The sequence below is a fragment of the Vibrio sp. PID23_8 genome (assembly GCF_003584965.1).
GTDB lineage: Bacteria > Pseudomonadota > Gammaproteobacteria > Enterobacterales > Vibrionaceae > Vibrio.
In genome coordinates this window covers 102,571-116,010 of sequence record NZ_LIXE01000005.1, presented here as the reverse complement: position 1 = coordinate 116,010, position 13,440 = coordinate 102,571, and the positions used below count along the sequence as shown (strand labels likewise).

At 45.4% G+C, this 13,440-nt stretch carries 7 protein-coding genes; 4 read left to right on the top strand and 3 right to left on the bottom strand.

The features are described 5' to 3' along the window. Positions 1-123 precede the first annotated feature (123 nt). Positions 124-1,836, bottom strand: coding sequence for a diguanylate cyclase domain-containing protein (locus AK966_RS10865; protein WP_253252660.1), 1,713 nt, complete (start codon positions 1,834-1,836; stop codon positions 124-126). A 319-nt stretch (positions 1,837-2,155) separates the two neighbouring features. Then, positions 2,156-4,114: a glycogen debranching protein GlgX gene (glgX, locus tag AK966_RS10860; protein WP_119464131.1), complete on the bottom strand. Its 1,959-nt coding sequence runs from the start codon at positions 4,112-4,114 to the stop codon at positions 2,156-2,158. 444 nt (positions 4,115-4,558) lie between these two features. On the opposite strand from glgX, the gene AK966_RS10855 reads away from it, so the two are divergent. From AK966_RS10855 to AK966_RS10840, 4 genes are all read left to right on the top strand, one after another. Then, positions 4,559-5,833, top strand: a complete 1,275-nt coding sequence (locus tag AK966_RS10855) for a maltoporin (protein WP_119464130.1) — start codon at positions 4,559-4,561, stop codon at positions 5,831-5,833. Positions 5,834-5,934: 101 nt separating this feature from the next. Then, positions 5,935-6,744: a MalM family protein gene (locus AK966_RS10850; RefSeq protein ID WP_119464129.1), complete on the top strand. Its 810-nt coding sequence runs from the start codon at positions 5,935-5,937 to the stop codon at positions 6,742-6,744. A 327-nt stretch (positions 6,745-7,071) separates the two neighbouring features. Beyond that, positions 7,072-7,578, top strand: a complete 507-nt coding sequence (locus AK966_RS10845) for a glycosidase (RefSeq protein ID WP_099078505.1) — start codon at positions 7,072-7,074, stop codon at positions 7,576-7,578. Between the two features lie 89 nt (positions 7,579-7,667). Continuing rightward, positions 7,668-9,287 (top strand): alpha-amylase family glycosyl hydrolase, encoded by a 1,620-nt coding sequence (locus AK966_RS10840; protein WP_119464128.1) that lies wholly within the window; start codon positions 7,668-7,670, stop codon positions 9,285-9,287. A 180-nt stretch (positions 9,288-9,467) separates the two neighbouring features. Here AK966_RS10840 and pulA read toward each other — a convergent pair whose 3' ends face one another. After that, entirely contained in the window at positions 9,468-13,427 is a 3,960-nt protein-coding gene (gene pulA / locus AK966_RS10835) for a pullulanase-type alpha-1,6-glucosidase (protein WP_119464127.1), read from the bottom strand. Positions 13,428-13,440 lie beyond the last annotated feature (13 nt).

Genomic DNA, 13,440 nt, shown 5'->3' with positions numbered 1-13,440 from the left:
GGTGTTTTTCAAAATACAGAACTGCAAGCTGGCTAATCAGGAGAGCCTAGAGAAAGTTTCGAATATTGGCTAAAGAAAAGCCAGAGTGAAAATCGAGCTCTGGCTTTGCTTTTTGATATGCCGTTATGCTGCGTTGAGTTGGATCACGCGGTTCCTACCGAGTCGCTTCGCTTGATAAAGCGCTTTCTCAACTTGGTCTATGACGTTGTGATAGCTCTCTTCCAGAGGCGTAAAGCCGATGCTGGCGGTAAAGCGAAGTTCACCACAGCCTAGTGATAGGTGGCTGTTTTGAAGAGCGATTCTAAAATTGTCCAATTGTTGCTGCGCATCGAGTCCATCATTGGCTTGTAAGAGAAGCATGAATTCTTCGCCACCATAACGCGCAAGACAAACCCCCTTTGGTTTAGGAAAATACTCTCGGAGTACATCGGCGGTTTTCTTCAGCACTAGGTCACCAACGGGGTAACCATACTTATCGTTGATGTAGGTAAAGTTATCAATATCGATCATCGCGACGAAACGGTTTTCAGTGCCCAGTTCTCGGGCAATGTGGGTTACCAAACACGTTTTATTTTCCAACTGAGTTATCGGGTCTTGATGACGTAAACGTTCACGTAGGCGTAGATTGGCGAGTGCTGTTTGGGCATAGCATTGTATCAACCTAAGTACGTATTTGTAGGTTGAGAAGCGACAATTTATATAAACCACAGCCATCAGGTCGTGCCCGTCAAATAATGGCATGCAGTAGTGTTTGTTGTTGATCTTAAGTTTCTTAGCAAGCAAGTCATTACATTTTTTACTGCGGATGGTTAGCGTAGTTTTGGAATAGCGTGTAGTGCACGTCTCATCTGTTAGAACTCGCCGTCTGTTTCCGTGATAGTCGAGAATGTAAATGCCGTAATTGGTGCTGTCATAGAGGCACAGTTGAATTCCGCGATGGTAGCAAAAGCGATTGAGGACCTGTTTCAATTGAGCTTTAAATTCATCTACGTTCTTCACGCCATTTAAGTCACCTAAGGAGCCATGCAGTTGTGAAGTGAGGTAGTGAATGCTGATCGCCAGTGCGAGTAAGGAGGCAACCACGCCGGAGATTAATGCAAATGGATAGCTGCTGTTAAAAATGTCTGCTCGGTCTGTGCCTGCGATGAACACCCAGTTCATGCTATTGTCAGCATCGAATACAGAGAGTTTAAAATGGTCTTGGTAGTAGTATTCGTGTTTACCAAACAGTTGCCCATCATCAACTTTTTTACTGATTCCACCATGGAAGCTAACCGAAGGATCACCAATTCGACTTGGGTCGGGATGGAAGACTAAGCGTTCAGTATCACGATCAACAACGAATACGTACCCATTACTGAGTATTTTCAAGCCACGGAGTTGCTGGGTGGTATGGAATAAGTCGAATTCTAGCCATAACTGATGCTTGAGTGTTGGGTTTATATGCTTAATCGCGAATACCCAACGTTGCTGTGGGTTTTGATAAAGGGATGAGATATAAAAATCCTCGTGGAGGGTATTGAGTTTATTCCAGGTCAGCCGGGTTGTGTCGGGTTGTGCTACGTGGCCAGAAGGGAAGTACGCTACTGGATGATTTATCTCTGAGTAAAGAACCGCAGAGTACAGTGATGAGTAATCGATGATGCTATTACTCAAGTTAGTAAACTCGAGACTGTTTGGGTTGTGTTGATTGGCTTTTAATGCGGATTCCAACAAATAGAATTTGCTGAAAGCGGCTTCTATTCGTGATTGTATTAGCCGGTTCGCGGTGATCAGATTGGTTTGAGATTGTCGATAAACTAACGACTCTGAGTCGCTCAGTTGATCGTAAGACAAATAAACAATGAAACCTGCGAGTAGCAGCAGGTAAGGCCGTATAAAACGGATCAAAAATTTGGGTAAAGCCATATGCCAAATAACGCTGCAAATATTATAAGTGTGATTTGGTGTGCAATATTAGACTTATATCATGCACATAACAATGCGTATGGTGTGTTTAATAAATTGGCGGTATCTGCTCTGACTAAATTGCCATCAAAACTGTATCAGAGAGGTGTGCGCTTATGCCGTTAGCTCATGTTTGACTTTGAATACCCATTAACATAAGCCCGCAATTTAACATACTGAATCGCGGACTCATGCTGGTTAGGTGATGCTATTTAGGTTGATAGTGGAGTATCATCATTGATGTCGGTGACAACAGTACCTCGCCTTTAGCATGCCCAGGGTTTAGATTTCGGACGTTGGTATTGCAGATGGTTACCCATTCTTGAGCACGATCACTGGGCAGTTTGAAGCGCGCTGGCGCATTGGTTTGGTTGATCAGATAAACCAGCTCTTGGCCTTTTTTGCCAATACCCAAGTGAAGTGCAACGGAGCTTAAACGGTTCCAATCGTCATGCTCCATTAAACTACCATCGGTTCGATGCCAAAAAATGCGATTGTTGTTGCGATGCTCACCACTGAACGCTCGAATGAATGGCACCATGTACTGATTGCGGTTAGCAACCATCTGCGACATCCAAGCCATAAAGTGATGCTTTCGCTCGGATTTAGACCAGTCTAACCAACTGATGTCGTTATCCTGACAGTACGCATTGTTGTTGCCTCGTTGGGTATGAGATAACAAATCGGCGGTAAGAATATGCGGAATACCAAACGCAAACAGCAGACTCGCCATGAGGTTGCGTTTTTGCTTCTCACGTGTCGCTATGATGATTAAGTTCTCGCTTTCGCCTTCTACACCGTAGTTTTCGGAGCGGTTATCACCATGACCATCGCGGTTTTGCTCCCCATTGGCCTCGTTGTGTTTTTGCTTGTACGAGACCAAATCTTGCAGTGTGAAACCGTCATGATACGTGATGTAGTTAACCGTGAGTTTGTAAGGCCAATTCGCAGCGCTGTAAATATCACGCGAACCCATCAAGCGAGTGGCAAATTCTTTTAAGTAACCTTGATCACCTCGCCAGAAGCTGCGAGCAATATCGCGCAGTTTGTCATTGCACTCATTCCAACCAAATGGGAAATTGCCAACTTGATAGCCATTCGGACCAATATCCCAAGGCTCGGCAATCAGTTTGGTTTCACGCAGCACGGGATCTTGCGCCACGGCTTTGAAGAAAGCAGCGTCTGGATTGTAATCGTCGCCCTGACGACCTAGTGTAGCCGCTAAATCGAATCGGAAACCGTCAACTTTAAACTCACTCACCCAGTAGCGTAGGGTATCCATCACTAAATTCAGTGCGGGTTGGTAAGTCAAATCTACGGTGTTACCACAACCGGTAAAATTTGCGAAGTGCTGGCCGTGTTTGATGTAAAAATGTGGGTCGAGCGCTTTAAGGTTGAAGGTCGTCGGACCATCACCACCTTCAGCCGTATGGTTATAGACCACGTCGAGAATCACTTCGATGCCATGTTTGTGTAACTCTCGGATGGTGGTTTTTAGCTCCGTTACTGCGTCATTTTCTGCGTAGCGTGGGTCTGGCACCATAAACAGGTATGGGTTGTAGCCCCAGTAATTCACCTTATCCATCTTGAGTAGATGCGGTTCATGCATACACGCTGCAACGGGGAGTAATTGTAACGTGTTGATATTTTGTTGTTTATAAAACGCTAGCATCTCTGATGATGCTAACCCTAAGTAACGTCCTTTCGTGGCCTCTAGGACCTCTGGATGCTGCTGTGTTAATCCCTTAACGTGCGTTTCAAATAGCACCATTTCTTCACGTGGAATGCGAGGATGCTCGGTTCCTTGCCAATCAAAGGTGTCCTCAATGACGACACATTTTGGCATATCGAAGCTTTTAACGGCAGAGAAAGGAGGGCGGTAGTGAAGAGCGGCATCTATGGATTTTGCATAAGGGTCAGAGATGAGTCGTGGTTCATCATGATGAGTCACTACATAACCGTATTTTTGTCCCGGCTTTATATCTGCGATGAAGGTGTGGCGAATTCCGGCGTGTTCGCCGGGTAAGTCATACAAAGTGTAACTGCCATCGTCAGAAAATAAGGCCAGTTGAATGTCATTACCACCCGGGGCGTAAACAGAGAAGTTACAACCTTCTTGATTCACGGTTGCGCCGAGCGGGTACGGACGAGAGAGAAGTTGTGTCATTAGCGAGTCTTTTTCTAATATTTATTGCTACCTTTAAGAACTATAAGTAAAAAACTTTGTCTTACTAAGGTCAACCACCTTATGCCGAAAAATATGACTGTAATTTAATTACTTTCTATGATCCATTTTGGTCAAAAATATGAAATAGCTATCACTTTGTAGCGATCTAGAATTGGAGATACTTACTAATTCCTCCCCACATTGGTGATCTGACTCTAAGAAACGCCATTCGGTAATTCTTCTCATCCCTTCTCATCCCCCCTAAATTAGTTTGGGGTGGAGGACGTCATTCTTGTTCGCCTTGGATAATCTGTAAACCGTTGAAACAAACGGGGACTTGTTCCCATCTTACCTCTCTTTCTTTAGGCGCATTTTTACTGCCTATATTCGCCCAGGGAGTGAGCAGGGAAGACAGAATTATAAATACCCTTAATGGAGTTAAGAATGAAAAAAGTAAGTGTAATTGCTGCTGCAGTGGCTGCAACTTTGGCTGCTGGTTCTGCTTTCGCAGTGGACTTTCATGGTTACATGCGTGCTGGTGTTGGTGTTAACGCTGACGGCGGCCAGCAACTAACGTTCGAAAAGAACAAAGTAGGTCGTCTTGGTAACGAGAGCGATATTTACGGTGAAGTTCAATTAGGTAAAGAAGTTTACAATAACAACGGTAAAACGTTCTACGTTGACTCAATGTTTGCGATGACTTCTAACGGTTCAAACGACTGGGAGAGCACTTCTGCAAACTGCGGTCTTGACGGCGCTGGCGATGTTAAATGTGTTGATGATGCACAATTCGCGCTGCGTCAGTTTAACGTTCAAGCTAAAGGCGTTCTTAACTTCGCTCCAGAAGCGACGCTATGGGCAGGTAAGCGTTACAACCAACGTCACGACATCCATATTTCTGACTTCTACTACTGGAACATCTCTGGCGCGGGCGCTGGTATCGAAAACATCGAAGCGGGCCCAGGTAAATTATCTTTTGCATGGATTCGTAACGACCGTGGCGATATTGTAGATCTTGGTAACGATGGTGGCGACGCGAACGTAAACACGTTAGATGTGCGTTATGCTGGTATCCCAGTATGGGAAAATGGGTCACTTGAAGTTGGTGTTGACTACGCTCTAGTTCACCCTACAGAATCAGCATCTCAAAAAGCTAAAGATGCGAAAGATGGCGTAATGTTCACAGCTGAACTGACTCAAGGCCTAGATTCTGGCTTCAACAAAACGGTATTCCAGTATGGTACTGAAGGCTACTCAAAAACGATGGCTTTCTACGGTGACGGTAGCTGGTACGGTGCAGAAGCGAAAGATGGCGCATCTGGTTACCGCCTAATTAACTGGGGTGTAATCAGCATGGGTGAAAGCTGGGAAATGGGTCACCAGTTAGTATACGGTGTTGGTGAAGACATGTGGGATGGTCAAGACAAGTGGGAAGCAATGTCTGTCGTTGTACGTCCAATGTACAAATGGGATGACAACCACAAAACTATCTTCGAAGCTGGTTACGCTATCGATGACAACGACGGTGATGAGAACAAGTTCGGTAAGCTAACAGTTGCTCAAGCATGGTCTGCTGGTTCTAGCTTCTGGGCTCGTCCTGAAATCCGTCTATACGCTTCTTACCTAACGGCTGATAAAGCGGATAACTCAAACACATTTGACGGCGGTCGTTCAGACGATACATTCCAATTCGGTGTACAAGCTGAAGCTTGGTGGTAATCATCTAGCCACTAAGTCCTAAATTGTCCTAGAATGATACAGCCAGAGCCTATCTGGCTGTATTTATTTCAAAAAACAATAATGAGTCGAGGTAGACGGTAATGAAAAAATGGCTTGCTCCTGTCCTATTGGGAATGTTGGCTACTGGTTGTTCTTCTGTAGAGCAAGTCGAGCTGAACCCGAAAGGTCTGCAACAAGTGATCACGCAATCGGGTGATATTCAATGGGTACCAATTGATGTACCTGCGGTTACTGAGTTCGCTTTGACTGATAAAAGCCAAATGCTATTAGATGGTAATAGCGCAGGCGCAATTGCAGCGTTCGCTCTACCGGGTAATCGCGGCAGTCTCGATATCAAACTAGAGACATTCGTAAACAAGAACCTAGAGTTCTATGCACCAAACGTCGTAGTAATGAACGCGGCGGGTGAACCTATTTACCAAGCAGATTTTTCAAAGTTTGAGTACGTGCCAGCAAAACTACTGGATAACGATAAGTTCGTACTTGAAATGAATGTAATTCCAGACATGACAGGTAACGATTTGCATGTGTTGGTTTACACCACTTCCGATGATCTAAAAGGAAGTTCAGAAGTTCTTCACCCTGCAAAAGCCTTCGCACTGGCAAATCACACTCAGCCGCCAGATATTGCAGATCCTCAAGCGAAACACAGCCCACTTGGTCAGTTCCGCTTTTCAGTATCCGCGAACGATATCGTGAATACTAAAATTGTCGCGAAAAACGACAATATCCCACAAGGTACGGATTTAACCAGCTACTACCACAGCTCGATTAAAGCAGCGGTCGCAGCTAACGATATTCCGAAAGCACTAACACTGCTTGATGAAGCGAAAGAATTGGGCATCGAAGGTGCACAAGAAGTATTTGTGAAAGCAGTGAATACAAAATAATTTAAAAAGGTCAGCGATATGCTGACCTTTTTTATTAATCTATTTGAATGTCTAAAACTCACCCCTACATATAGTTAGCTTATTCACAAATTTATTTGTTTTACTTTGTTTTTTATATTTAACAGATCAATAATTAAATTGTGTTCCTAACCTTACTTGTCATCGATTAGGAAATAATTAAACCTCTCAAAGTAATATGGCTCAGCAAGATATAGAATAATGTTATTTATCGATGGTTCGATATTTTGTTCTTTTTAAATATTAAATCTTTACCAACTTGGTGAGTTTTTATTTACTTTGGAATATTAAAAAGGAATTAACGTGAAAATGAACATGATGAAAACATCACTTGCTGCTGCCTTACTTCTTGCTCTTGCTGGTTGTCAATCGACGGCAGAACCAGAAGGTGCTGCTGAACCTATTGTTAATCTATCTCAAGATGAAGTCGTTGCTTTTATGGCGGCTTGTGATAACCCAGACAGCACAGCGAAAGGTCCAATTTCTAAGCCGTTGTTTGTTGTTGGTACGTTTGCTGATTCAGATTGGAAACATGTACCTCAACGCCAATACACTTATAAAGGTAATAACTTCTACCAAGTTGTGACGCAAGAAAAAGCAGGTTCTTATAAAATGCAATATGCGACAGAGTTGTGGTTCCCACAATTTACTGCGAAAGGCAATCGAATGAATGTGGGTGAATTAACTCAACTGACATTTGGTGGTTACGGTACGGATACTTCAGTGGATATTAAAGAAGATGGTAAATATGTTTGGAGTCTTCAATTTGAAGGCGAAGGCAAACCACTTCATGTTAAGGTTAGTAAGTGCCAATAATATTCCATTTGGTTATTTGATTTTATTTTTTATTTATTAGCCCCACCATGTAATTCATGTTGGGGTTAATTTTGTCTGGGAGAGTTTTAATGCATCATATCCGATATAAAAAACTGCTCGGTAAATCACTTATTGCCTTGAGTGTTGTCGGTGTTTTATCCGCGTGTAACTCCTCAGGTGGAAGTGATGGTAGCACACCATTGCCAGAGACGAGTTACGCTTGCCAAGCGAATGTGATAGAGCAAAGTAATCAGCTGCGAACTTATCAGATCATGGTAGAGAGTTTTGTTGATGGTGACTCGAGTATTGGCCACGGTACGGGTTATGGCACTAGTCACCACAATGGCGATCTACAAGGTATTATTAATTCGCTCGATTACATCCAAGACTTAGGCATGAATGCAATTTGGCTGACGCCTGTTTTTGAGTCAGAAGTGCTCGATGGTCAAGATCATTGGGCAGACCGTTTGGATGCAACGGGGTACTTTGCGACGGATTACTTTAAGATTGATCCACGCTTTGGCGATTTGGAAACCGCGAGAACGTTGGTTAATGAAGCGCACAAGCGAGGCTTATACGTTTTCTTTGATGGCGTGTTTGGTCACCACAAAGACGGTTTGATTAAGCCATCTCCATCTGGTTTGCTACCTTCCGGTGCAAGCAATCCTGTCGATTACCCAGCAAGTTTAGACTTTTACAAAGAAGTCGCGACTTATTGGGTGAAAGAGTTAAAAATTGATGGTTGGCGCTTGGATCAAGCCTACCAAGTACCGACGGATGCTTGGACGCAAATTCGTAAAGCCGTGGATGAAGCCTCACAAAGCGTGACTTATACCAACAGCGAAGGCAAACCAGTCAACCCACTGGGTTACATGGTGGCAGAAATTTGGAAAGGCGAATCTGAAATCGCGGATGATGCTTATGGAATGGCAAATACCCCTGCACTTTGTTCTGCGTTTGATTTCCCGATGCGCTATCGTGTGGTTGAAACCTTAGCGGTAAATGAGAGTGGTGTCGGTGGTCGAGATGTTGATTGGCTAGACAATGGCTATCAGACTCACAATCAATACCCAGCCCATGCCCAGCCTAACTTGATGATAGGTAACCATGATTTAGTGCGCTTTGGTGATTTGCTGCAACGTGGTGGGTTGGCTGATGTTAATGACGCGGAATACTGGCAACGTCATAAAGCCGCATTTGCTTTCCAAGCCGCTTACACCGGGCCAATCACGCTTTATTACGGTGATGAAATTGGTGACCAAGTTGATGGCTTTGCTGCCAAAGAGGACAACCATACCTGTGCGATCCGAGGCGTATGTGATGATCACGTGGCTCGTAGCAGCGCCAAGATCGAAGGGGTCACCGCAACGTTGGATGCGAATCAAGTGGATCTAAAAGCTTATGTGAAGTCTTTGATGATGATGCGTGCGTCCCATCCTGCTTTGTACGAGGGTACTCGCACCAACGTAGTCGCAACCAATGGAAGTTATGTGGACCTGAAAACGTCAGGTGATGATCAAGTTCTGTTTGTGCTGAACACATTAGAAAGTGCGAGAAACGTTGTGTTGACCGAAACGCAGGTGGGCAGTAACCAAGCGCTGGTGGACTTATTGACGAACGAGAAAATCACGCTAAGCGATGGGCAATATCAAATTCTGATGTCGTCGTTACAAGGTCGGTTCTTTAAGGTCACATCAAGCGGTCAGTAAGCCATTGAGACGCTATCTAAGGATAGTTGGTTAAGGATTGAATACGTAAAGCCGAGTGATGCTATCTACCCCCCCCCCCATAGCTGCACACTTGGCTTTTTCATTACTTGGCCAATAGTGAGCCATAAATAAAAAAGGGAAGCATAACGCTTCCCTTTTATCTTGTTGTAATCTTAACGGTTAGTTCTTGGTTACCGTTACGATTGGCGCGGTCTTATCTGCTGCATTGAAGTGGAAGCGGTAGTTTCCATTTTCTGGTAACGTGATGCTGATGTTGCCACTTGCACTGCCAGCTTCCATTGTTAGAGGCGTACCGAACTCAATCGCACCTTGACCACCAAAGTTAGTTGAAGCTGCCCAGTCAGAGCTTGCTACCTTCATCTCGAATGTCCCTGCTGTTAGGTCGATGTTTAGTGAGTAAACATCATTCGCTACGTAGCTGAACTTCGCGGTTTCAATGGCTGCCCAGCCCGCGTCGGTCACATCACCACGTAGATAAAGTGCCGTTTCGCCGAATGTTGGAGCATCTGCTGCTTTGGTTACCGACACGACAGGTTTTTCAACGTTATCATCTTGTTCATGGATCGCATTTAGAATGAATGTATATTTACCTGTCTCTGCAATAGATAGTTGACAGTTCCCCTCAGCCCCAAGGTCGAGAGAACCGCTTGCCAACTCAACCGCATCACAACCAAAGTTTGGTGTCCCCCAGTTACCGTCGGCAAACTTAAAGCCATAGTCGCCTGCTTCTAACACGCCAGTTACTGAGTAAATGCCGTTACCAATAAAGGACATTTCCCACTCCGCAACAGGATTCCAACCATTCATGTCTCCACGAATGTAAACCTTAGTGTCACCGTACGGAGGAATGCTAGAGACATCCTTTTCGCCCACAGGCAGACCAGTACCTTGTGCCCCGTTTTGTGGCTGAACAAAGACTGCCGTCGTCAGGGCTGGTACTGTGAATGTATCGCCAGAGAAGCTCGCACCTTTCACCGTTGTGTCCATCGAGTTCTTCTGAACGTTATGCAGTTCGAAGCTTGTGGCACCTTCAACTTTGAATGATTGCTCTGTCGCTGTTGAGTTTACCACGGCAACGATGGCATCGTAGTTTTGGTCGAGGTCCGCGCCTGCCGAAGTACCGTCATCGATAGACATAACGATCAAGCCCTCTACTTGGTTTTGACCTACGTTATGGAAATCAACACGGTTCATCACTTCCTGAGCCGTATCTAAGCGGAACAGTTCGCTTGTACTACGGATTGTCAGTAACTCTAGGAATTGTTGTTTCGTTTGCTCGATGTCTGTTGTATCTGGCTTCGTTGTGCTATCTCCAATGATGGTTTTGATCAGCGCCCAGTTTGCACCGTCTTTGTCTTCACGAGGCAGACCAACGTTCCAGTTGTTGTCTGTGCCGTCGAAGAATACACGGTTAAACCAATCGCCCGAATCGTAAGAATCACGCTGCATCGATTTTGAGCGTAGTAATTCAGAGCCCATGTGGATAAATGGGATACCTTGCCCTAGCATCACAGTGGATAGGGATACTGACTGCATACGAGCACGGTCAGCTGAACTTGTTCCGGCGTCCACTTTGTAGGCGTTATTGTCCCAAAGCGTTTGGTTATCGTGTTTAGAGACGTAAGAGATGTTCTCTGAAGGCGCTTTCGTGTAACCCGCTGGCGCACCATTGTAGTCAACATTTTTACCCAGCTTAGTTTCGCCGGTGTAATCGATAAGAATAAAGTCAGCGAGGTTACCTGCCATGCCTAGACGCACAAGATCTTGATTGTGTAATGCACCATCAATTTCGTCTTGGCTACCCGTTTGCAGTTCATTCGGGTATGCGGCATTGCCGAAACCTTGGTTTTTGCGTAACCCGGTTCCCGCACCATCAAATGGTGAACCACCACGAACCGCATCACGGAGACGGTCAGAGAAGGTGCCGATGTCAGTGCCTGCCATGTTGATTTGATTTGCTTGATCAAAGCGCGCGTTGTTTGCGACTTCACCAAAGTCCCAACCTTCACCATAGAACAGTGTGTTCGGATCAATCTTACGAACTTGCTCCAGCGCATAAACCATCACGTCTTTAGGTTGGTGACCCATCAAGTCGAAACGGAAACCGTCTACTTTGTAGTCGTCAGCCCAAACCAGCAATGAGTCCACCATCAGTTTACCCATCATCAAGTTTTCCGTTGCGGTGTTGTCACAACAGGTTGAGTTCTCGACGCCGCCAGTGTTGACGTTAAGGCGGTGGTAATATCCAGGGACGATCTTATCCAGAACCGATTTGTCGTTTACGCCAGATGCGTTGGTGTGGTTGTACACCACGTCCATGACAAGCTTCAGATCCATCTTGTGGGTCGCTTGCACCATTTCGCGGAATTCCAGAATACGCTTGGAGCCGTTCGGATCCGTCGCGTAACTGCCTTCTGGAACCGTGTAATGGAATGGGTCGTAACCCCAGTTAAAGCTGTCTAGCATGCGCAGATCATTCATCAACGCTTGTGCTGCGCCTGTTGTTGGATCGTAGCGGTTTAGCACATCTTCAATGACTTTCGCGTCATCTTCTGTTCCACAAATCGATGCTGCTGGTTTGATGCCACATAGCTTGCCAACGGTATCGGTGATGTCTACGCGTTTCTCTGCGTTTTCATCTACGGTCGCAATGTCGAAGGCAGGCAGAATATGAAGCGTAGTAAGACCGGCGTCTTTCAGTGCTTGAAGGTGAGTAACCGACTCTCGGTCAGCTTCCGTTAGCGCGAGATATTTACCATTCAGGCTAGGCGTTCCTTTGCTATCACTGAAGCTGAAGTCCCGAAGGTGAGATTCATACAATACGTGATCTGCGTCTTTTTCAACGGTTGGGCGAACGTAGTTATCCCATTCTGCTGGTTTCAAGTTTGCACTATCGAGATCAACAACTTGTGAGTACATTGAGTTCTGAGACAAGCTTAATGAGTATGGGTCTGTCACCAAGCGCGATTCTACAACACCAGTTGTTGGATGATAAACGGTGACTTTATAGTGATAGTATTGGTTTAGGGCATTACTCTGCGCCTCTGATGCCCAAATACCAGTTTCGGGATTTTCCGTCATCTCAATCGTAGAGACTTCTTTAAAATTCTCATCGTAGATGACTAGGTCGACATTTTGTGCAGTTGGCGCCCAAAGTTTAAATGTCGCTGCGCTGCCCTCAACGATTGCACCAAGGGTTTCTCCAATTGCGTTACCAGTATTGGCATCTGCAAATACGGCGTCGAGCACACCAGGCTTTTGTACCTCTGTTGCTGAAATAACGTCACCATCTGCGTTATAAGCCACCATGACGATTTGTGACTTCAGGATAGAGCGCAATGTATCGGTATCAACATCGATCCCTGCGGCTGGTAAACTAGCAAGGTGACGGAAACGCGTTTTTAATGGTTCAGACAATTCACCCGCTTTCGTCAGTTCAACCGCTGTACCGCCTGTGATTTGCTTGTCTTCATCCATCGAGATGTCGTTGGTCAAACTATAGAAAAGCTTCATGATGTCGGCATTTGCTGCCGCTTCCCACGCGATCGTGTTCGCGTCTAACCAGTGCGCTTTTTGGCCATCGATGTCGACCGGGCGTTCTTCAATTGGCTCATAGTAAAGTTCGCTGCTACCATGGAAACCGAACAGACCTTTCGATTCGCCGAGCTTAGTGAGCTCAACTTTCGAGTTTGCGCTGCCGAATGCTTTTTCATCGCCTTTGTGCAGAATGAAGTTCATGCATGTGTGAGGATCGTTCGCATCAGGATCCATTTTGAGTACGTAATATGCGCCGTAGGTTTCACTGATGCCAGTGAAGAGCAGTGGTGCTCCCCAATCTGTGCCACTATCTGCAATGCCCATGGCTTCTAGGTCAGTACTGGTACAACCTTCACCATTCCAAAGGTGCAGACCCCAGCCGTCATAGTTACTGTTTTTTGCGGTTGAGGCCACATCGCGTTTGTAGTAGATGACCACTTCGTTCTCTCCCGCAGGGTATAAACCGGAACTTGGTTTAACGGTGTCATCATTGGAGTTGCCACAACCACTGATCACCGCGACGGAGAACAATGGCAATACAGTTTTAGCAATCGTTGTTAATTTGAATATTTTATTGTCCACGTTTACAAATCCA